At 38.2% G+C, this 24,379-nt stretch carries 12 protein-coding genes; 9 read left to right on the forward strand and 3 right to left on the reverse strand.

Annotated features, from left to right (window positions below):
• Positions 1–10 precede the first annotated feature (10 nt).
• Positions 11–3,538, forward strand: a complete 3,528-nt coding sequence (locus MHH37_RS03335) for a chitobiase/beta-hexosaminidase C-terminal domain-containing protein (protein WP_342574970.1) — start codon at positions 11–13, stop codon at positions 3,536–3,538.
• A gap of 194 nt (positions 3,539–3,732) precedes the next feature.
• Positions 3,733–5,298 carry a sensor domain-containing diguanylate cyclase gene (locus tag MHH37_RS03340; protein WP_342574971.1) on the forward strand — a complete coding sequence of 522 codons (1,566 nt, stop codon included), beginning with the start codon at positions 3,733–3,735 and terminating at the stop codon, positions 5,296–5,298.
• 41 nt (positions 5,299–5,339) lie between these two features.
• Here MHH37_RS03340 and MHH37_RS03345 read toward each other — a convergent pair whose 3' ends face one another.
• From MHH37_RS03345 to MHH37_RS03355, 3 genes are all read right to left on the reverse strand, one after another.
• Positions 5,340–6,815 carry an S-layer homology domain-containing protein gene (locus MHH37_RS03345; RefSeq protein WP_342574972.1) on the reverse strand — a complete coding sequence of 492 codons (1,476 nt, stop codon included), beginning with the start codon at positions 6,813–6,815 and terminating at the stop codon, positions 5,340–5,342.
• Positions 6,816–6,954: 139 nt separating this feature from the next.
• Positions 6,955–8,385, reverse strand: coding sequence for an HlyD family secretion protein (locus MHH37_RS03350; protein WP_342574973.1), 1,431 nt, complete (start codon positions 8,383–8,385; stop codon positions 6,955–6,957).
• Positions 8,385–9,065, reverse strand: coding sequence for an amino acid transporter (locus tag MHH37_RS03355; RefSeq protein ID WP_342574974.1), 681 nt, complete (start codon positions 9,063–9,065; stop codon positions 8,385–8,387). Before MHH37_RS03355 ends, MHH37_RS03350 begins: the two co-directional genes overlap by 1 nt.
• Before the next feature lie 245 nt (positions 9,066–9,310).
• Here MHH37_RS03355 and MHH37_RS03360 point away from each other — a divergent pair, with 245 nt between their 5' ends.
• The 7 genes from MHH37_RS03360 to MHH37_RS03390 all read left to right on the forward strand — a co-directional run bounded on the left by MHH37_RS03360 (position 9,311) and on the right by MHH37_RS03390 (position 24,162).
• Positions 9,311–10,495 carry a chromate transporter gene (locus MHH37_RS03360; protein WP_342574975.1) on the forward strand — a complete coding sequence of 395 codons (1,185 nt, stop codon included), beginning with the start codon at positions 9,311–9,313 and terminating at the stop codon, positions 10,493–10,495.
• Positions 10,496–11,027: 532 nt separating this feature from the next.
• Positions 11,028–13,730, forward strand: a complete 2,703-nt coding sequence (locus tag MHH37_RS03365; RefSeq protein ID WP_342574976.1) for an S-layer homology domain-containing protein — start codon at positions 11,028–11,030, stop codon at positions 13,728–13,730.
• A 53-nt stretch (positions 13,731–13,783) separates the two neighbouring features.
• Entirely contained in the window at positions 13,784–14,092 is a 309-nt protein-coding gene (locus MHH37_RS03370; RefSeq protein ID WP_342574977.1) for a hypothetical protein, read from the forward strand.
• Between the two features lie 29 nt (positions 14,093–14,121).
• Positions 14,122–16,896, forward strand: a complete 2,775-nt coding sequence (locus MHH37_RS03375; RefSeq protein WP_342574978.1) for an S-layer homology domain-containing protein — start codon at positions 14,122–14,124, stop codon at positions 16,894–16,896.
• Between the two features lie 175 nt (positions 16,897–17,071).
• Positions 17,072–19,990: an S-layer homology domain-containing protein gene (locus MHH37_RS03380; RefSeq protein WP_342574979.1), complete on the forward strand. Its 2,919-nt coding sequence runs from the start codon at positions 17,072–17,074 to the stop codon at positions 19,988–19,990.
• A gap of 482 nt (positions 19,991–20,472) precedes the next feature.
• Entirely contained in the window at positions 20,473–21,132 is a 660-nt protein-coding gene (locus MHH37_RS03385; protein ID WP_342574980.1) for an S-layer homology domain-containing protein, read from the forward strand.
• A 462-nt stretch (positions 21,133–21,594) separates the two neighbouring features.
• Entirely contained in the window at positions 21,595–24,162 is a 2,568-nt protein-coding gene (locus MHH37_RS03390; RefSeq protein WP_342574981.1) for an S-layer homology domain-containing protein, read from the forward strand.
• Positions 24,163–24,379 lie beyond the last annotated feature (217 nt).

The following is a 24,379-nucleotide window of genomic DNA, read 5'->3' on the forward strand; positions in this document are numbered from 1 at the left end:
AGCTAAACAAATGAAGATAAGTGGACTCAATTACGTTTCCAAAATTGCTTTATCATTTTTACTTGTAATTTCCATAATTTTTCCTCACTTTGCAATTATAAAGGCAGAAACAACAGGTACTATTGGGGTTGGTGAAGCAATCAGTCAGTTTGATGCAGCTTCAGCTAAACCAAATGTTACAGTAGAGGGTTATATAGTAGGCTTTGCGAAAAGTGAAACCTCTTATGTAGTAGAAGCTGAAACGGATACGAATATCGCCATTGCGGACACTCCGGGTGAAAGCGATGTAACGAAAATGATTTACATTCAATTACCGGCATCATTCAGAGCAGAATTCGGATTAAAAACGAATCCTGGAAATCTTGGTAAAAAAGTAGTAATAACAGGTTCGCTGGAAAAATACTTTGGTAACCATGCAGGATTAAAATCACCTAGTTTCATTCAGTTTGTTGGTAATGATTCACCTGATCCAGAAGAACCGACACAAGTAGCATCTGTCAAAGCTTCCCCGACAGCCGGAGAAGTTTATGCAGGGACAAAAGTAACGCTAACAACGGCTACACCGAGCGCAACAATTTATTACACAACAGATGGTTCTGAACCGACAACAGAAAGTACGGTTTATGATGGTTCCACAGGTATTGTTATCAATGAAGCAACGACGATTAAAGCATTCGCGACAGCAGCAGATTTGGACAATAGCGAAGTTGCAACATTTGCCTACACAATTAAAACAGCACCAACAGCAATTTCAATTGAAGAAGCACGTAATAAAGCAATCAATGAGGAAGTAATCGTTTCTGGAATAGTCACTGCAAAACTTGAAACAGCAACAGCGCATATTCAGGACGAGACGGGTGCAGCGATTGCAATTTACCCAGCGGACAGTATTACAGCAAATGTTGGAGACCTTGTTACCGTTCAAGGTAAAGTTGCTGAATACAGCGGGCTTAAGCAGTTAACCAATATTTCTCTTGTTGGTATACCAACTCCATCAACAGTACCGGAGCCGCAAGTTATCACAAGCGCAGGTATTGCAGAAAACAATGAATCTCGTTTAGTAACACTAAAGAACGTAGAGACTACCGGGTCTGGCCAAAACTTTACAGGAAAAGATGCAGCCGGCACTTTTGCAATTTATGATAAATTAAGAGATTCAGGTTTAGTAAGTGGAAAAACGTATGGGGAAATTACAGGGATTGTTGGTCAATTTACTAACCATCAGCTTCTTCCAATCCGTATTATTGAAGATACGACAAAAGTGCAGGATGTCCAAGCTTCTCATACAGGTGGCGTAACAGCAGGCACAAATGTAACACTTTCTACAATTACAGAGGGTGCAACAATTTATTACACAGTGGATGGTTCGACACCTACAACAGCAAATACAGAGTATACGGGTGCAATTACTGTCAACAAACAGATGACAATTAAAGCTGTTGCCGTAAAAGACGGATTAACGAACAGCGCGGTTGCAACATTCGTTTATGAAATCATTGATACCGACAATGCAACGATCAGCGACATTCAAGGGGCAAGTCATACTTCACCGTATGCAGGATTACAAGTAAACGATGTAGATGGTGTCGTAACATTTGTAATGGACGGTTCTAACTTCATTATGCAAGAAAATACACCTTTCGATGGTGTGAAATCGACTGCGATTAAAGTAAACAAATCAGCGCATGGTGTAGCTGTAGGAGATGCAGTGAAAGTAACGGGTACTGTAAATGAAGTCGGCGGAAATACACGTTTAAAAGATACGCAAATTGCTGCTAATAAAATCGAAAAAACAGGTACGGATGCTGTACCTGAAACACTTGTTATCGGTGAAGATTTATTCCCGCCAAACAGAGTAATCGATAATGACAGTTTTGCAATTTTTGACCCGCAGGAAGATGGAATAGACTTCTGGGAATCAATTGAATATATGCTTTTATCATTCCCAGACGCAAGAGTAGTAGGGCCGATGTATAACAATGATTCACCAATCGTCGTTCCTAGCACAACAAACAATAAGTTTAACGACAATGGCGGGTTAAATATTGCTGCCGATGATTACAACCCGGAAAAGATTATGCTTGAAGGGGTATCAGGGAAAAACTATGAATCTGGCGATCGCTTTAATGATGCGCTGATCGGGTTTGTGGAAAACTTCTCTGATGGTTACCGTCTGAATACGAATAAAGTATTCCCGGAAGTAATAAAGACGAACATTCAGCAGGAAGTAACGCATCTTGAACCGGTAGCGGACAAGCTGAACTTGGCATCTTACAATATTGAAAACTTTTCGAATAACAAGGATAATACATCCGATGAAAAAGCAGCAAAAATTGCTTCGACATTTGTAAATAATATGAAGTCACCGGATATTATTACATTAGTGGAAGTACAGGATAATGACGGTCAAACAGATTCAGGTAATGCCGATGCATCAGAAAGTTACTTGCGTTTAATTAACGCAATTAAAGTAGCAGGTGGTCCTCAGTATGACTGGATTGATGTTATGCCGATCAATAATACAAGCGGTGGTGCACCAGGCGGAAATATCCGTGTAGGATACTTGTACAACCCTGAACGTGTATCACTTGTTGAAGGGCCGAATGGTACAGGAGAGCAGGCGAATGCATGGACAGAAGAGGGTAGCCTTGCATTGAATCCAGGGTTTGTGAATCCTTCGAAATTTGAAGATACACGTAAACCGATTGCGGCGGAATTTGAATTCCAGGAAGAGCGCATTGTCGTTATTGGTGCACATTTAAATTCTAAAGGTGGAGACGATTCATTATGGGGTCCAACACAGCCACCGGTTTTAGGATCTGAGCCGGAGCGTATTGAGCTTGCACAGGTAATCAATGACTTTATCGATGAAGGTCTTGCAAAAGATCCGGACGTTAACATTGTTGTAGCGGGTGATATGAATGACTTTGAATTTACACCGGCTCTTGAAACATTAAAAGGTGGCGTTTTGACGAATATGGTCGACAAGGCACCTGTGGAAGATCGCTTCAGCTACTATTTCCAAGGAAACAACCAAGTACTGGATCACATTTTAGTATCGAACAATCTTGCAGAAATAACGGAGATTGATATGATTCATATTAATGCGAATTTTACGGAAGCGCAGGGCCGTGCATCTGACCATGATCCGGTATTAGTTCAAATTAATTTGAAGTCTGGTACAGAAGAAACACCGGAGCCGATCGTACCGGAAAATGTGTACGATTATAAAAACTATAAAACAGGAAAGTTAATTATGAACCGCCCAAGTATTTCACTTACACTAGGAGAAAATACAGATATTAAAAACGGTATTGCGGTATTTAGTGAATATGCGGAATTCCACGGAGTTGGATTTGCAGATAAAACGGTAACAATCAGCCCTAAAAAAGGAAATGCGATTATTGACTTTAAAGGTACAAAAATCGGTAAAATAATCATTGAGGGTAATCATGTGAAAGAAATACGCAATTTGCCATCCGATGCGGATATTACGTATACAAAAGGGGCATCACCAGAGACGATTGAGTTTAATTAATTGATAACGAGCAGCATCGCCAAATCGGTAAAATGACTTGGTGATGCTTTTTTACTGATTAAATACATAAATCCCTAACAAGATTGTCATAAATATGGTGCACAAGCTGAAATAGTGTTAGTCATGCTATGTTATAATACTAGCAATTATATTAAATCGAATATACATGTCTATATTTGGACTAGGAGATTGTAATGTTTTCGTTACGAAATATCATTAAATTAAAATATTTATTTATTTCAGTCATTGCACTTGCCTTTGTACTTTCTACACTAGTCGGTGTGTACAGTACCTACAAAGGCAATATGAAATTAATGCAGGAACAGACACTGGAAAATAACCGGGTATACGCGCTGAAATTAGCGGAAACAGTCGATAAATTTATTGCTAATTCAACTAACACATTAAGTTATAGTGCAACAGAGATCGCAAATAACTTTAATAATATAAATAAATTGCAAGAAGAAGTGAATCGTCTTTATTTACGTGGAGATACATTTAGTTCTGTTCTCATTGTTGATGCGGAAGAAAATGTTTTGGTGAATGCACCTCAAACTCTCGGTGAAACTGGAAAAAATATTCCTTTCTTAAAAGAACTGAAAAACTATGACAAATATAAGCCTTTCATTTCAGATCCATTTATTTCGCCAACCGGACGCAAATTGATTGTCATTTCCATGCCGATTTATGATGAGCAAGGAGCATTTAAAGGGGTTTTAAGCGGGAATATCTACTTATATGAATCCAATATTTTTGAGTCGATTCTCGGCCAGCACCCTTATGAAAATGGCTCTTATGTTTACGTGGTCGATACGCGAGGGAAAATTATTTATCATCCGAATAAAGCGCGGTTAGGGGCAGATGCTTCGGAAAATGAAGTCGTCGCCCGTTTATTAAATGAAAAGCACGGTGCATTAACATTTGTTAATACACTTGATCAGCCGATGCTGTCGGGTTTCAGCCAGAGTGAACAAACACGGTGGGGAATTATCGTGCAAACACCATATGATGCAGCGCTTAGTATGGTTGGGCAACAGGTGGTAAGTGTGTTGAAAATTGGGTTACCATTCATTATATTATCAACGATTGTCGTCTTTTTGTTGGCCAGTCAGATTGTTCGTCCTCTTGAAAGAATAGCGGAAATATCGGAAAACAGTGTGAAAGAGCAAGAGATGAAAAAGCTGAAGGAAATACGGGCATGGTATTACGAAGTGTATAAAATACAAGAAGCACTCATCCACAGTTTTTCGTTTTTACATGGAAAAGTAAATACACTGGAAGAAGAAACGTCAATTGACTCACTGACAAATCTATTGAATCGTGCTACTTTCGAAAAGAAAATACAATTGCTTACTGAACAACGAAAAGACTATACGCTCATCATGCTGGATGTGGATTGGTTTAAATCAATTAATGATACACATGGACATATCGTAGGGGATAAAGTACTGCAAGCATTAGCAATTAAATTAAAAGAATCTTTAAAAGAAAATGAATTAGCTTGCCGTTACGGAGGAGAAGAGTTTATTCTTGTTTTTACAGAAACAACGGTTGAAGAAGCATATGAACGCGTTGAATTATTACGGGGAAATGTTCAACAAATTATCAGTCCTGCAGGAATACCTCTTACATTCTCAGCGGGTATTGCAAACTATCCACTACACGGCGTCCAGATGAAGAACATCATCGAAAAAGCGGATGAAGCTTTATATAAAGCAAAAGAAAACGGACGGAACCGTGTGGAAGTAACGAAAGTATAAAATCCAGTCTCTCTATAATTAGAGGGACTGGATTTATTAGTTTAATAGAAATTGATCGTAAAATATGGGGCCTTTTTGCTGCTGTACTCCAGGCCTACGATCGCGTTATTATAGGCGGGCTGCAGTAGGTTGTCTCGATGCCCTTTACTATTCATAAAGCCTTCGTGGGCGTAAATGACATTGTAGTGACCATACGAAATATTTTCGCCCCATGTTCTCAGCTCGGACTCACTCATACCTCCGCTGATCATACGGTCATATGGTATTTTACCTGAAAGACTTGTATGAGAGAAATAGTTGTTATCGATCATATCTTTACTATGCTTTCGTGCAATCGATGCCCATTGCGGTGAATGTGTTAGTGGATGAACTTCTTCAGCGGCACGTGCCTGGTTCATCAGCTCGACCATTAGCTGTTCGGAATGTTTTTGTGTATCCGATATATCGCCGTAATAGCCATCTTTCTTCACTTCATAGTCTTTATGGACATAAAGGATGGAGCGAATAACATTCTTTTTATGAATATCATAGAAAAACGTTACGTAATAGTCATCTATTAAATAGAAATTATATTCATTGGAAGCTTGCGTATTGTAAATGATATTTCCGCGTTGTACATTTGCGTTTTTCGTTCCGTACTTCGCTTTTACATCGCTTGCATTATTTATGCCGATTTGCAGGTCCTGTGCACCGAAGAAGCTTTTTCCTTGTTTTGTCATGTAGCGTGCAACAATCTTATTGTTATCGATACCTTCTAATTCAAAGTCCAAATTTTTTCCTGTTTGCTTCCACGTAAAGTCATATTCGCTATTGTACGTTGCTGTAGCAGTTTCAGGTTTTTCGGCAGTAGGAGGCGCGGGTTCGCTGATTACTTCACCTGTCGTTTTATAACTCAGTGCCCGATATAAAAATGTTGCCATTTGTGCACTTGTGACATTATTATTCGGTAAAAACTGATTTTTTTCATTGCCGGTCGTAATACCGTGGCTCGCCAAAATATTTACATAGTCATAGTACCAGCTGGAATTTGAAACATCTTTAAAACTGACCTTCGTACCGCCGTTTAGTTTCAGGCTTTCTACTAATATTTTAGATAGATGCGAACGCTTTACTGGCTGATCCGGATTGAAATTGCCGTATTCGTCCCCGTCAAAAATACCTGATTCATATGCCCAAATAATTTCCTTCGTAAAAGGAGTCGAATTCGTTACATCTTTGAACTTTCCGTTATAAGACCGTACTTTTGGAATGGCCAGGGCCGAATCGCTTGATAGAATCGTTTGGAGAATTTTCGATGCTTCTGCCCGTGAAACAGGTTTGCTGAAATTAAATTGATTGCCGGATTTGTAATCATACACATTTAAATTATTTAAATATTGGATGGCTTCTGTATGGGAATTCTGGCTGTTTTCTACATCATAAAAAGTCTTTTTCGCCAACACTTCATCATTCGCTATAAATAATGCGGAAGCGAACAAAGTAGTAGCTATGAAACTTTTTGTTATTCTTTTTTTCATTCGTTTCGACTCCTTTTCTATTTTCCGTCACTTTTATTTTTATGTCTTTACCCGTACAGAAAGGCAGTAAAACACAGTGTTCTGTATACATATTAAAACGGTGGGAAAGAAGAGCATGTCCCACCGTTTATTGTTTGTTTTATTTAATTAAATACCAAAGAGCGTCTTTCCATGTTGCATCAACATACGTCCATTCAAACGTACGTAATGGATACGGTCTGAAGGTAGGGGCGAACAGGTTTTTTTCGTCGCCGTCAATGAAAATTTGCTCTGGTGCGATTGGTGCTGTAAATACCGCTGTGTCTTCTAAATCCTCATCCTTCGCTGTATCCTCATTTTTGGAATCTTCGAGTTCAACAGTTCGGATGCGTGGTTCAGTAACTACAGCTTCCTCTTCAATGACTTCCTCATCAACAGTGTCCGCAACTGGCTCGCCATACATGAAATCATCTTGCTCAATTTCCGCTTTATGCTTGAATAGTAGGTCAACCGGTTCTAATCTAGTTTTCCCATCTTCTCCGACTGCATAAATGAGGTTTTCTGTATTGTCTTGTTCATATTTCACAAGCCAATTCTCATCTACTTGGAAACTGTCATTTGCTTCAAATATTGTAATTGTTGCATCGGCAAGAATACCAATCGGTGTTTCCGTTAATAAGTCAGTTGGTTCAATGCTAACTTCATAGACCGTATCATCCGGCTTTACTTTATCGTTCTTTTTCATTTCATTAAATGCAATGGAATCACGTGCAGGAATTTGCTGTTTTTCCAGTACATCTCCATCAATGATCAGCTCGTCTTCTTTGCCTTCATTTAATATTACTGAAGCCTTTTGACCGATTTCGATTTCCTTCCAGTCTTCATGTTTCACATATGCAACAAACTTCTTCTCAAGCGATTGAATTTGGAAAATGATCGAATCGCCTTCAAGCACAATCTCTTTAACAATCCCGTCAACTGGTGTAGTTAAGGAATTATTGTTACTTAACTGGGAAATCATACTGTCCAAAATAGTAATCTGGCGCTCTGTTTCCGCAATCGAACGTTGGATAATCGCAATACCTTCTGCTGTTGGCGTATTTTGTTCAATGCCAAGCTCTAGCGTTAAATTAATATTCCAGATATCGTTGTCACCAAGGGTTGTTGAATCAGTTGCAGTACTCGGTGAAGAATTGTTGCTTTCATTTTGTAAATCGGAAACGATTCTTTCCAATTCTGATAGCTCGTTTTCATACGCATCGCGATCCGTCTCAAGGCGTGTAATTTCACGTTCGGCCTCTTCCGGTTTATAAATGGCTAGCTCCGTTAATAGGCTGACACTTTGCCCTTGTGTAACGAGCACTTCGCTAATCGATTGTACAGGCGCTGCGATGAAATGCTCCTGCTTCGCTGCAACAACAGCATCGGTTTCCAAAACTTTTTCATGATAATCGGCTACGGCAAACTGCACATTATTTATATAGTAGTTTTTCATAATAATATCGTTGTCTTTTAGTAATAAATAACCGTTCACCAACACAAACAATAAGACAACTGCACTAAAGATCTTCACTTTTTTCGTCATACGCATTACAGACCAAGCCACCCTTCAATCCAAGTTAAAACAGGAAGAATGCTATATAGCGCAACAAGCGATGCCAATACAATTTGAATAAGTATTAACTTAAACAGCAACGCTTTCGGTCGATCTGTCCAATTCGATAAAAATATGTATTGAATCCATACCGTAATTATCGATGCAACTGTTAATTGATTCAGGAAGAACAATAAGTAGTCATGATAATATACGTATGCCATCATAGGTGCCAGTGAAAACATAGTAAACTGAGTAGAATATCCTGCTATCGCAAAGATGATCACCGTCAGCAGTTTTTCAAGAACAACAAAGAAGATGACGTAAAGCTGTATTTTTCGAATCCAGCCATAATCAATATTTGTCAGTAAATGAATCAAATATGTAATGACATAATAATGAATGATAAAAAATAAAATACCTGCTAGAATCGCACCGATTAAAGACATCAGTCTGGCGAAACTATACAAATCTCCTTCACCATTTACAAGTAGTGCGGTTAAATCGGTTGTATTCATCCCCCAGAAATTACGAATGATAAAGAACAGTAATGTAAAACCAAAAATAGTCAGCAAAACTCTCCGATACCCTAAAAGTCTCTGATCTTCGCTACGTTCAATATTATGTATGAGTTGCGATGGGTGCGAAAGATGATGCCAAAACTTGTACTCGAACATAAATTCACCTCAATAATTTTATTAACATATGATTAATACCCTAACTTGAAGAAAATAACACATATATTAACAGTGTAATAGAAATCTAGTTTCATTATAATCCTTATTGCAAAGTAAGTGTAAAAAGTATGTAAATTATAAGAAATAATCTATGTGTAGCAAGAGAGAAGTGCTACTTTTAAGTAAGACAGAAAGTAGTTATAGAAGGTTGCGCTTCTAAAATAGTCTTAAGGAGTTAACTGGCGATGAATTCAACGAAGCAATATCGAATCAGATCACTTATCGAAATATTTTTGGTTTCTACACGTTTAGGGCTGACATCTTTTGGAGGACCGACTGCTCATCTAGGATATTTCCATGAAGAATACGTACGCAGAAGAAAATGGATGGATGAAAAAAGCTATGCCGATTTAGTAGCGCTGTGCCAGTTTCTGCCCGGACCTTCTAGCAGCCAAGTGGGAATCGGCATTGGAATTATGCGCGCTGGTATTATAGGGGGAATCACATCTTTTATTGGGTTTACATTTCCTTCAGTAGTGGCGCTTATTGCAATTGCATTGCTTATGACGGGGTTTGATGTTGGAAATGCCGGATGGATTCATGGGTTGAAAATTGTGGCGGTGGCGATTGTTGCCCATGCCATTATAGGGATGGCTAAAAATCTGACACCCGATCTGAAAAGAAAGGCAATTGCCATAATGGGCTTGCTTGTGACGCTTCTTTGGCAAACTGCTTTTAGCCAAGTAGGAGTTATTTTGATTGCCGCGTTTATAGGGTTTCTTTTGCTGAAACAGGAGAATGAAGGTGGAGTGTTACAGTCGCGCTTCCCTGTTTCTAAACAGGTCGGAGGGGTTTGCCTTCTGTTGTTTGTTGGCTTACTGGTAGCTTTACCTCTGTTGAAAGAGGCGACAGGTTCTTATTGGATAGCGATGTTTGATAGTTTTTACCGCTCCGGTTCTTTTGTGTTTGGCGGGGGACATGTCGTGCTCCCGCTGTTGGAAAATGAGTTCGTCCCAACAGGCTGGATGAACGAAGAAGCGTTTTTAGCGGGGTATGGTGTTACACAAGCCGTACCAGGTCCACTTTTCACATTTGCCGCTTATTTAGGGACGGTGATGAATGGCTGGCAAGGTGGAATCATTGCAACGGTTGCAATTTTTTTACCAGCGTTTCTTTTGGTGATCGGCGCAATTCCGTTTTGGGATCAACTACGCAACCATCCGAAAATTACTGGTGCCATCTTGGGTGTGAATGCCGCTGTTATCGGTATTTTAATTGCTGCATTATATTCTCCAATCTGGACGAGTTCAATTTTGGAGGCAAAGGATTTTGCATTGGCCGTAGTGTTATTCAGCATGCTTGCTTACTGGAAAATGCCGCCTTGGATTGTCGTTGTTACCGGGGCGGTAACTGGATTGGTACTTTTATAGAAAGAGGAAGCTATCTTTAGCGTCAGAGATAGCTTTTTCTTTTTTTTATGTGGTATCTACTTTATATGTGTTTTGTTCAATTTATTGTAGGAAACTTTCTAATTCTTCAGCGAATGTTCTACATTGCCTCACTAACAGTCTATATTTCGGCGCGTACATTCTACTTTCTTAAAAAGATGAATTAGTGACATATAATTTTAATGGGATTAGAGATCTATATTTGTAATTAATATACTAATAAGGGAATCATAAATATATCATTTTTATGTTGATTTACAATATTACGAGAATATGAAAATTATATTATAAAACTAATTATTACCATGTAAAATAATAATTACCAAATAATATTACTTAAAGTTCTGATAATTAAAGTATTGATATTACTGGTATTAGTTGGTTTACTTTATTTTTCCTAAAATAGCATTGACATAAAAAAATCTTACTAATATACTTATTAATGTTATCGTAATATACGAGACAACATTTGTTAAAATGATAAAAAAATGTTTTTATTGGAGGAAATCATTCTATGGCTAACCAACCTAAGAAATATACTAAATTCGTAGCAGCTGCTGCTACAGCTACTCTTGTAGCATCTGCAATCGTTCCTGTAGCTTCTGCTGCTGGATTCTCAGACGTTGCTGACACAAACTCACATGCTGTGAACATCAACGCATTAGTTGATGCTGGCATTATCCAAGGATACCCAGACGGCACATTCAAACCAAACCAAGAACTAACTCGCGGCCAAGTTGTAAAAATGTTAGGTAAATGGGTAGAAGCTCAAGGTTTCGAAATCCCAGCTGACTACGCAACAAAAGCTCGTTTCAATGATGTAGCTGTTGATGCTAAAGACCAAGAATTAGTAAAATATGCTGCATTAGTAGCTGATACTGGTGTATTCAACGGTTCTAACGGTGCATTAAACGCTTCTGGTAAAATCACTCGTGAAAACATGGCTCTAGTTCTAGACCGCGCTTTCAAAGCAATCAACGATACTACTTTAGTAGAATTAGCTACTGAAATCGAAGATGTTAAAGTTGCTGACTTAGCAACTGCTAAAGCAGAAGCTCGTGAAGCAATCCAAGCTTTACGTGACTTAGGTATTACTGTAGTTGAAAACTTCAACCCTAAAAACACAGTAACTCGTGGTCAATTCGCTTCATTCTTAAACAAAACTATCAACACAGCAGTTGAGTTAACTGTTAAAGAAGCAGTAGCAGTAGATGCTAAAACTTTAAACGTTACTTTATCTGATGATTCTACTCATGTAGTTGCATTAGAAAAAGCTTTAGAAGCTAACGAAGCAACTAAAGTAACTTTCACAATCGACGGTAAAGAGTATACTGCTACAGTAACTTTCAAAGTTGAAGCTCCAAAAGTAATGTCAGTTAACATTGTTGACGGCGTAACTGTTGAAGTTAAATTCAGCGAAGCAGTATTAAAATCTGATATTAATAACAAAGTATCAATCCAAGGTACAACTTTAGATACTGCTACATTATCTGAAGATGGCAAAACATTAACATTAAACTCTGCAACAGCAATCAACGTTAAAGATGCTGCTGTAGTAGTAGAGCCAATCCGTACTGCTAAAGATCGTTTAGTAAAAACTGCTAAATACGTTTCTGTAGTAACTTACAAAGATGAAGTTGCTCCAACAATTGCTTCTGTAAAAGCAACAACTAAAGGTAAAGCTACTGATACAGTAGTTGTAACTTTAACTGAAGCTGCAACAGTAAATACTGCAAAAATCAACGGTCAAGAAGCTACAATTTCTAAAGTTGAAGGTAAAACAATTACTTTAACTGGCGTTACAGTTGAAGCTGGTAAATCTCACACTGTTGAATTATTCAACGTTGTAGATACAGCTGGTAACAAATCAGTTAAAGCATCAAAAGCATTTGAAGTATCTGTAGACACTGTAGCACCAACAGCTACAATCGAAGCTGCTGGCGACAACACTATTTTAGTAACTTTCGACAAATCAATGAACGTTGATTCTGTAAAAGCTGCATTAGTTAACGGTATTGTTAAAGATGAGTTATTAGGTGCTGTAACAAGTGATACTGCAACTGTTGTAGAAAAATCTGACAACAAACAATTCTTAGTAGAATTAAAAGACAACACAATCTTTGCTAACAAAGATTCACGTACTTTTACAGTAGTATTAGGCGGTACAATGACTGACGCTTTAGGTAACAAGTTTGCTGCTACTACAAAATCTGTTACATTAACAAAAGACGCTGTTAAACCAGTAGCAACTGGCTATGACATCATTGTTGATGAAGCTGGTAAAGTAGAAGAAATCGTTGTAGAATTCAACGAAGCATTAGCTGCTAAAACTGGTATCAACTTCGGTGATATCGCAACTGTAGTAAATGCTGAAGGTAAAGTTGACTCTACATTAAACACATTAACTGGTTCAGTTGAAAAAGGTTCTAAGAAAGTATCATTCAAATTTGCTACTCCAGTTTTAGTTGAAGGTAAATTAGCTGTAACATTCAACAAAGAATTAGTAACAGACTTAGCATTAGCTGCTAACAAATCAGATGCATTCAACATGACATTTGATTTCGGTACTGCTAAAACTTCAACTGAATTCGAAATGGCTGCAGGTGCATTTGATACAACTACTGCTGACACGATTAAAGTTACATTCCCAGAAGCAGTTAAAGGTGGCGCAGTAGCAGGTTCTGCAACTGATTTGGCTAACTACACATTAGATGGTAAAGCATTAACTGGTGCAACTATTACTATCTCTGCTGATAACAAAGTAGCAACAATTAAATTAGCTGAAGGTACAATTACTGCTGATAATAAAACAGCTGTAATGAAAGTATCAAACGTTCAAAACTTAGCAGGTACTAAAACTGTTAAAGCTTACGAGCAAACAATTGCTGTACAAGATACAAAAGCACCAGAATTAACTTCTGCTGTAATTGTTGATAATGAAACTATTGAATTAACTTATAATGAAGCAGTTCAATTTGGTGGTACATTCGCTTCTGACTTCTCATTAATCGTTGATGGTCAAGTTTCAACTGTAGCATTATCAAATGCTGCTGTAGTGGCTGGTAAAGAAAACACATTACGTGTAACTCTTTCTGCACCAATTAACTTCTCATTAGTTGATACTGTAGCTGTAAAAGTAATCGATAACGCATCTGTTACAGATAAAGGCGAACGTAAAAACGCTCAAAAATTAAACATCGAAGTAAAAGCTAAGTAATATTAGTAATTTCGATTTTAGCTCCCTCTATTTTAATAGAGGGGGCTTTTTTTGTGAGAAAATTTGTAAATCCCTATAAAATTCTATACAATATTTACTATGGAGGGATTTTTATGCATTTTTTTAGTCAATTGAAAATAAATGGACTTCTATTAGATGTTCAAGGCTTTTTTCAAACGAACTTGAATATCCTTGAAATTCATTGTAAGGAAGTATTATCGTTATTTAGAAATTGGAAATATGAAGAAGTAATAGTTGAGGAATTAGCTTTTATAGATAAGGATCAAACTATTTATTCAGACAGTACAAATCTAGTAATCGCTGAAGTTAGTCATAATCAAATAAAGTTTCTACATATATAATAAGAGAATAGAAATTGGAGGCGTTACATATGAAAGTTCATACTAAATTTCTAGCATCTGCAACAGCAGCTGTTCTAGCAGCAACGGCTGTTGTTCCTGCAGCTAGTGCGGCATCGTTTTCGGACATTAAAGGCAGTGGTCATGAGAATGCGATTACTTCATTATCGGAGCAGGGCATTATCGGAGGTTATCCGGATGGCACATTCAAGCCGAATCAAAACCTGACGCGTTCAGATGTTGTAAAACTATTAGGGAAATATTTAGTTTCATTGGGGCATGAGGTTCCGAAAGATTATAAAACGAAAATGCGCTTTACAGATTTAACGGCAAAATCTCAGGATGAATTGTTGCAATATGCGGCATTAGTGAAGGATGTTGGGGTTTTTCAAGGTAGTAATGGAGCACTTATGCACCGTGACCAGTTACGCCGCGACCAGATGGCGACAGTTTTAGTGCGCGCATTTAAAGTGATCAATGAATTTGATTATGTGGAAGCAATGAAAGAAACTGACTATAAATCGAATATTAGTGATTTAAACAGAACAACTAAAGAGCATCAGGAGTCTATTGAAACACTTGCTTACTATGCGGTGACAAAGCAAAAGACATTCAGTCCGAAAGATCCGACAAAGCGTGGTCAGTTCGCTACGTTCCTCTATAATATGCTGCAAATTGAAGTACCAAAGCCTGAACCGGAAAAGCCGGTTTTAACAATTAAAAAAGTAGAAGTACAAGCAGCAGACAAACTGCGTGTAACGCTTTCTGATGATAAGGCGTATATTGTGACATTAAAAACACCGTTAGTAGAAAATGTGGAAACTGAAGTTACTTTTGATGTTAACGAACAAATGTTTACAACAAAAGTGAAATTTGAAGTGCCGGATCTGAAAATTGCATCTATTACAAACCCAAATGGCGGGCAACTTGCGATTACATTTAATCAGCCGGTGAAACTCGGGGCTGAGTTAAATACAGCGGCCATTAATAAACTCGTTGCGGTTACGGGTGTCGATCGTCTTGGACAAGTACAGCTGTCAAAAGGCCAATTAAGTGAAGATAAGCGCACATTGACGGTAACAATTAATGCGACAACTGGATTAGAAGGACGTTACCGTGTCGTAGTTGATGGTATTGAATCAGCAACATCGAAAAAGCTTGATAAATATGATGATATCGCAACATTCGTACCTGATAAAACAGCACCGGGCGTTTTAAAAGTAGAAAATGTTTCGGCAACTAAAGTAAAAGTAATTTTTACAGAGCCGGTTACAAATCCTATTGGCGTTACCCAATTTAAATTAGCAAATGGTACAGTAGTGTCAGGAATTCAAGGAACAATTGAAAAAAACGCAACAGAAGTTATTTATGATCTATCGGCGGCGACTGCAAAAGGGCAAATTTTAGCACCAGGCACAGCAATTTCCATCACATTTGGAACAATCATTGATATTTCGAATAACTTATCTTCACCAAACCCGTTAACTACGTATATTACAAAAGGGGATAAAGATGGGGTTGTACCAACGCTCACAAATGTAACGCAGCTTGGTGCAAAAAAGTTCAAGTTAACATTTTCTGAGGAAGTTCGCGCAATTGTACCCGCAGATATCACAATTGCTCAAAATACGTATTCACCGGGAATTACTAGTATTGTTAAAGATAAAGAGGATGCCAATTCCTATGTTGTTACGACGAATGGTTCATTAAACGGATATTCAACTATTTCAACGACACCTGGACGCTATATTACAGATGTTTCCGGAGAAGTGAATGTATTTTCCACAGCTTACAACTTTGTAGCTGATACAACTGTCCCGTCTGTTGTCAGTACTAATGTTGTAAAAGATAAAGGAATCGAATATTTAGAGTTTACGTTTGATCGTAATGTAGAAACAGCGGCCTTTGCACAAGTGACACTATCAGGCAGCTATATTTCAAATGGATATACGTATCCATTAGCAAATTCTTTAGTAGGGCAGCTTGAAAAATCAGCAACAAACGACAAAACAATCCGAGTCCGCCTAAGTACATTAACAGGGCTGACATCAAATTCAGGCTACACATATTCAGTTGGTGCTACGTTTACAGGTGTTACTAGTGAGTATGGACAGGCGGTAAATCCTGCCTACCAAGTGAATTTTGTACGTGGTTCGGATTTTGCACAAAATGAAGAAAAGCTTTCCGTTTTAAGTGTGGAAACTTCCTATAATGCTAGACAGGGTACGGTAATTGATAATAAAACGATTGTTATTACGTTGTCGACATATGTGGATGGTGTTACGGCATCGAACCTGCAGAACTATGCTTTGGAAGGTTTGACAATTCAGCGTGCAGTCGTGAATCATAATGAGCCACATAAAGTATATTTAACAATCAAGGAAGGGGATATTAGCTTCCCTCGCGGAACAAATTTAACGATCAGCAATTTACGGGCATTAAATTCAATTGTCACAATGGAACCTAAAACTGAGCTGGTTTATTTGAATGAAAATATCGCACCGCAATATGTTTATCATAATATTACAGGAACCGATACAATCACTCTTTCATTTAATGAAGCAGTGAAAAATGTATTGAATCATTCTTTTGAAGTAAAAGTGGGCGATTTAGCAGTGCCGATTTCACAAGTATATACCACAGGTAGTAACAATGAACAAGTGGCAATCCGCTTAGCCCAGCCGTTAAAAGCAAACCAAGTTGTCACTGTTTCCCAAACTGGCACATCAACAGTTAGTGATCTGGTGAATAATAAACTTGTTTTCTCTCCACTCCAGTTTACAGTACCTACGAATATTAATTACTAATTTTTGGAGCATATCTATTTCGATAGATATGCTTTTTTATATCTTTATAATACTTTTTAGTTATTTTAACGGAATTATGTTTATATTCAAATAATTTGTGGAATTGGAAAGGTTGTAAGCAAGTTTGAAGAAAGCAACATATTTAATTGTTTTACAAACTAGGAGGTTAATAAAGATGCAGAAGAAGTATAAGAAGTTTTTAACGACAGCGGCTACTGCAACATTAGTGGCATCGGCAATTGTTCCCGCAGCAAGTGCGGCCAGTTTTTCGGACACAGCAGGTAATACTCATGAGCGTGCAATTGATTCACTCGTAAGCCAAGGCATCATTTCAGGATATCCGGATGGCACATTTAAACCGAATCGTACATTGACCCGTTCGGATGTTGTAAAACTATTAGGTAAATACTTAGTATCACAAGGTTATAAAATCCCTTCAGACTATAAAACAAATATGCGCTTTTCAGACTTGCGCAGTACATCACAGGATGAGCTATTGCAATATGCGGCATTAGTAAAAGACAATGGTGTATTTAACGGAAGTAACGGAAACCTGTTACCGGCGGATCCGATTACACGTGAAAATATGGCGGTTGTTTTAGTGCGCGCTTATACGAATATTAATAATTTTGACTTTCTAGGATATGTTATGGACCAGGATTTTAAAGAGGATGTCATTGATTATAACAGAGCGAAAGCAGAGGCACGTTCTGCAATCAGAGTTTTAGATTACTATAACGTAACGGGCGTACCGAACTTCAACCCGAAAGGTAATACAACACGCGGACAGTTCTCTTCATTCCTGTATAAATTGCTTCAAGTGGAAGTTCCAGGCGAAGGATTGAAAGCGGTTGAAGTTGTTGATGCATCGACATTGAAAGTTACGCTTACTGACAATACGGAACATACGGTAAAATTGGATACACCTTTGGAAACGGGCAAAGAAACACCAGTTAAGTTTAAGATCAACGGTAAGGAGTATGGAACTTCTGTAACTTACAATGTTGCCTTAACAGTAAAATCAGCAGAAGCTACTGCAGCAAATAAATTGAAAGTCACATTAAGCGACAACTCCGAGCATGCAGTTACTTTAGAAAATAACCTTCCTGAAAATGAGGAAACAACGGTTGAGTTTAAAATTGACGGTAAAGATTATTCAGCGAAAGTAACGTATGTCGTTACTGAAGTGAAAGTCGCATCTGTGAAAGCGCTTAATGCAGGACAAATTGAAGTGAAATTCAATCAAAGAGTCGACTTGCCTGCCAGCTTAACATCTGTGCAATTGGCAAACTATGTATCAGTATCCGGTGTAGACAATAATGCCGTTACTCTTTCAAGAGGGCAGTTAAGTGAAGATGGCCGTACATTGACAATCTCTACAAACGGGGCGGCAGCTTTAACAGGACGCTATTTAGTAAAAGTAAACAATGTGAAAAATACTGCCGGTACAACGGTTACTCCATATGATGAAGTCGTCAACTTCGGTTCAGATACAGTGACACCAACATTAATCAGTACCGTAAACCGAGATGCGAAAACCGTCCGTGTTACTTTCTCGGAGCCTTTGCGCGCATTTAGTAACAGCAGTATCACATTTAGACTGGCAAACGGTACGAATGTAACAGGTATTACCGGAGAAATCGCTGCGGGTGCTACGTATGCAGATTTTGATTTATCCAACGCAATGGTTAATGGTCAGCCATTAGCGGCAAATACTTCAGTTACTGCAACATTTGCAGGACTGCGTGATATTGCCGGAAACTTCAGCACGCCAAACCCGCTGACAACTAGCTTTGCAATGGGCGGGGCTGATGGAGTAAAACCAACACTGACGAGCATCTCACAAACAGGTCCGAAAACATTTAGACTGACATTCTCGGAACGAATTCAAAAACCGGCAATTGGTGATCTTGAGTTACGTTTAGGTAATTCGGCAAATGCGATCACGTCAATTGAAGCAGTGCCTGGTGATGACCGTTCATTTATCGTAACAGCTACGAATGATTTAAACGGTGTCTATAATATTGGCACAGCATCCGGCAAAACGATTACGGATATTTCAGGCGAAACGAATACATTTACGACTACGCATTCATTTACACTTGATACAGCAGCGCCCGAAGTAACGTCAACTTCAGTAACACGAGAAGGCAATTTCGAGTATTTAAATATTACGCTCAATAAACCAGTAGATTTAGTAACTGCATCACGTGTCACAGCATCCGGCAACTATGTTAAAGGCGGTGTAACACATACATTCAATGGTACAGCAACAGCGTTAGAGTATAGAGAAAACGGCAATCGTTCAGTAGTGCGTGTGAAACTCGATGATTTACTAGGATCAGGCGATGCAGATAGTGCAACGTATAATGTGACGTTATCGTTTACAGATGTAGACAGTGCATATAATGTGAATACAGCAAATAAGGCGGTCACTTTCCAACGTACTTCAGATTATTCAAACAATGAAAATGTACTAGTTGCACCAACTGTTACAACTTCAGTGACGGATCCAAAATTGACGAACAACCAAGTACGATTGAAGTTTAACCATGAGGTGGACGCAACAACAGCTTCTGTTGCAAGCAATTATTCTATTCCAAATGCAAGAATTACGAATGCGCAAGTTCCAAGCGATGCTTTAGATACGGTTCTTTTGACGTTAGCACCAAATGAAACAACAGCTTCTGGAGAACGGAACTTAACGATTACCGGCGTAAAGGCAAAAGATTCGGTGGCATCGCAGGGGAACTTAACGGCCGTCGTCAATTTAAAGGAGAATATTCGACCAACGCTAAATTCTGCTCAATTTATATCAGCAAACCAAATCGAGCTTACATTTAGCGAAAATGTAAGCGGTCTTGCTGCAGATTCATTTGTAATTGAAAATTCTGCAGGAGCAACGGTCGGAATCGCATCAGTAACAGGGTCGACAACCGCCAATAAAGCAGTCGTTACTTTATCGGCTAACCAACCAGGTAGTACGATCGTTACGGTTAAAAAAGGTACAAGTATAGCGAAGGTAGTGGATGAGGCAGGTAATGCTGTTGTTGATACATTCGATAATATACGAACAACTTTACGTACGAACTAAGTTTAGATGCGGCATACATGCTTAATTGCGTGTATGCTTTTTTTATTAGGGTTTTAGTTTTCTAATATAAACTGAAGATGTTCTAATAAATCTTAGGATAATCTAATAAGTAATTCATTTTCTAATAAAAAGTTAGTTTCTTCTAATAAGTGTTCCTCATTTTCAAATATCACTGTTCAAAGTTCAAATAAGTCAATTGGAACTTCTAATAAAGATTGGATTGTTCTAATAAAATACATAGAGTAAATAAATTAGCACGGTTGCAGAATAGATATAATTAAATATTGAAGCCAAATATATGAAAGTGCTAATACCAGTACCGGAAATTCTAATATATAGTAGAAATCATCAAATATTTTCTAATATATTTCTAATAAAGCTGTTTGAGGTTAATGAGATACCGGTTGTATAGTTATCATCTACATAAAACTTAAACTATTGTATAATTGTGCTAATTAGTTTAATCGAAAGGATTGATGTAAATGAAGAAATTATTCAACGTATCAATACTTACTGTAGTGCTTGTTATTATTTCAAGTGTTATCGTAAGCGGGCATTCAGTACAAGCATATACAAATCCATTTACCGATGTAAAAGAAACGAACTCCCATGCCAATGCAATAATTTCATTATATAATGAAGGAATTATTACTGGTGTGACGAGTAAAACTTATGAGCCTAGTAAATCGGCAACACGCGGGGATGCAGCATTATATTTAGCGAACGCATTAAATCTGCAAAATACTACCGCGCCAAATCTGGAGTTCAAAGATGTTCCACCAACAAGCAAATATTACAAAGCCATCGCAGCATTAAATAAAGCAGGCATTGTAAACGGTTATGGCGATGAATTCCGCCCGAACGCAACATTGACTCGTTCTCAGTTAGCCAAAATGTTGACGGTCGGTTTTGAGTTGCAACAATCTACTACTACAAAGACGAAATTCACAGATGTCAACAAATTAACAGATACTGCAACGAAGAAGTACATCCAGACCTTAGTTGATTACGGAATTACAAAAGGTACGACAGCTATAACATTCAGTCCAAATATGAAATTAACACGCGCCCAGTTGGCGACATTTTTATATAACGCAATCCAAGCAACTTCTGATGACTTTATTGTAATCGGTATAGAATAAGGAAGCGTTTTGGTTCATGCACTTGAGTCTTGATATAAGCTCAAGTGTTTTTTTATGGGGAAATTCAGAGATTGGGATCATAAGATAGAGGGGAGAGAAGAAGTGGGAAGCTTTTATGTGTAAAGAGATAGTTTTTGCTTAAAAGTGGAAATTAAGCAGGGGGATGTAGAAAGTTTTTGCAAAAAAGTAGAACAGATTATGAGGAAAGTAGAATTTCAGAAGGGAAAAGTAGAAAGTTACGGCGTGAAAGTAGAACCACGCAGCCGAATACTAGAACCCCACCCACCCCATAAAGAAATACCTACTAAAGGAAGGGAGAATTACCATCGCTTCATAACAAGTAGCGTGCTACACTTACATTGATTGCTATTATTCTATTAAATATTGTACATTTCAGTGAAATATATGGCGATATTCGGTATAATTTATACGTTATTGAAATAAAAGGAGGGAATCTGTCGAATGTTGAAAATAAAATCAGCACTGTTAGCCTCGCTACTATTTTTATCCACAGCGCTACCAACCGCAACGTATGCAAATGTACAAGGCACAGTTGAAGCTGAAAATCCAACAGTACAAAATTCAACCACTACTACGACTCAAACTACGGAATCCGGTAATAATCCGGTAGTTCAAGAGGAAACGGTTACAAATGAAAAAGAAGCGGATTCTACTTCTGCTGACGAAAAAGCTGAACAAACAACGACAACACCAGCTCAGCAAGAACCACAAACAGAAACGTCTCCAGAAAAAGAGGAAACAGTAGAGCAAGAGTCTCCAGAAAAAACTGAACAACCTGCAACTGATGCAGAACAAAACGAGCCATCAGAGGAGCCAGCTAATCAGCCGCAAACAGGTGAAAAGTTAACGGTTAAGCAGAAGCTTGCGGATGTGCCGGATAATTTCTGGGCAAAAAATGAAGTGATGCAGCTAGTAGAGATGGGCGTTATCGGCGGTTACCCGGATGCACAGTTTCGTCCAAATCTAAATATTAACCGTGGTCAGGCGGCAAACCTGTTTAAAGGTGCGTTAAAGCTTCCGGACGGTAAGTATCAAAACAAGTTTTCAGATGTAAGTACGAAATCTAGCTTTTTACAAGGTGTGTTTTCTACATATGAAGCTGGTATTTTCGGAGGTAAACCAGACGGACGTTTCGGTGTAGCGGATGCGTTAACTCGTGAACAGATGGCGACGACTTTAGTGCGTGCATTTGATTTGAAAGATACTGGTAAGGAACTGACATTTAAAGACTGGAACAAAATCAGTGAATCGCATCGCGAAAATGTTAAAATATTAGCGCAGCACGGAATTACAACAGGGCGTGAAGACGGTACTTACGATCCGAAAGCAACAGTTAACCGTGTAACGTTCTCGGTCATGCTTCACCGTGCACTAGTTGCAACAAATCAAATTGCAAAAAATGAATATAAAGTTCAGGCAGCAGAAGTATCAAGTAATTTTAAAAACAATCGTGAAGAAATGAACTTTGCACAAGTAACATCGGACGCAAACCCGTTATATCTTCGTTCAACAGCTACGATTGTATTTAAAGGTACAACTACTGAAACTTACGGTGTTGCAAAGGATACAGTTTATAATTATGCAGTCGGAAACCAAGGTGCAACAGTGAAAGTAACAGTTCGAGCTTTGGAAAATGGCGATGATTTTGTATTTACAACGTTAACGAATAAGGGGAAATCAAAGCTGACTGTGGATTTATTCCAGAAAGCAACTAATGTAACGAATTACCGATTGTACCGATATGATCGTTTCCCAATCGAGAAAAATTCGGCTGATGTATTTGGCTTTGACTCGTCATCATACCCGACAGGATTATTACGCATTATGGAGAACGAAAAGCTGGCGACAGATCGTATGGTCGGAAAGGCATATCGTTCAAAACAATTAACACAAAGCTATAAAGATACTGGCGGTACAAGCTATATGCGTGATCTGGAATCAGAGTACGAAGCGTATTCACAAGCATGGCTTGGCGAAGATTTATTCAGCTACTATACACTTGTTTCTAATGGCAACGATATTGTCGACACATGGTATATGAATTCAAATGAGCGTTTATTTAAAACAGATGAAAATATGAATGGCTGGATGCTTGAAACGGCGCTTAACTATAAAAAGCGTAACAACTGGTACACAGCAGAAGGTCCATACAATAAAATGGCGACAACTACGGAGCCAATGCCGAAATCTTACCAAGGCTTCGGGCGTAATCTATTGCTGGTAAAAGAAGACCGCGCACTTGTATTATTAAAAGAACAGGGCGACCGTTATTTTGCAAACTTAGTGAAAAACTCGTTCATTAACTTGAATAAGTTTAAAGGCGACGCGACTTACTGGAAGACAGAAGTAACGAGTACGTATTTGAAAAACTTATTTGGCATTACAGCACCGTTTATCGACACGCGCTTCAATGAGCAGATTGCGTTATTCTACTATAATTCGGGAGCAGAGTTTAATATGCCGAACTATAAAGAGCCATTACGTAATTATGCGGATCTTTTAGCATCGCGTAAACAGGCAGGGCATGTAATCAATGTCGCTAAAGATGCTTACTATATTTCAGATTACTTCCCTGTGAATCAGCAAGTGACAACACATGCATCGATGAACCATGTACTTGGCGGGATGAATGTACTATTGTTGGCATATAAAGAATTCCAGGATCCGAAGTATTTGGAAGCGGCCAAATCGATTAGCCGTGCATTGCAAATTGAGAAGAACAAGTGGATCCGTTCAAACGGAGATCTTTGGTACCGCGTGAATCCAAAAGGTGAATTTGCCGGTGATGATTATCAGCACTTAACACTTGAAGACTTGATCAACTCTTATAAAAACTGGAAAGACGTAGATCCATCACAATTACCGGTATTTGAAGAGATGTTGATTTCAAAAGCGAATTATTTATCGGAAAACCGTTTAGGTCACACATACAAAATTAAAAATGGCCTTGAAGAAATCGGCATGTCCGAGTACTTACCGGAAGGCAAATTATATACAGACGCATTGTAATAAAAGATCACTCTATTCTTTGTTGGATAGAGTGATTTTGTTTTTTAAGGAAATAACGGATAAATATAAAAATTGTCTATTAAATATGGAATTGCCTATTATTTCATGTAAAGTGACGATTATTTGAGTTAAATTGACTAAAATACTAATGAAATTGACTAATAAGCTCAAAACTTTGACTAATATGTTTAGTTAATTGGCGAATAAATGTTGTCAG

The organism is Solibacillus sp. FSL K6-1781 (assembly GCF_038630735.1).
GTDB classification, from domain to species: domain Bacteria; phylum Bacillota; class Bacilli; order Bacillales_A; family Planococcaceae; genus Solibacillus; species Solibacillus silvestris.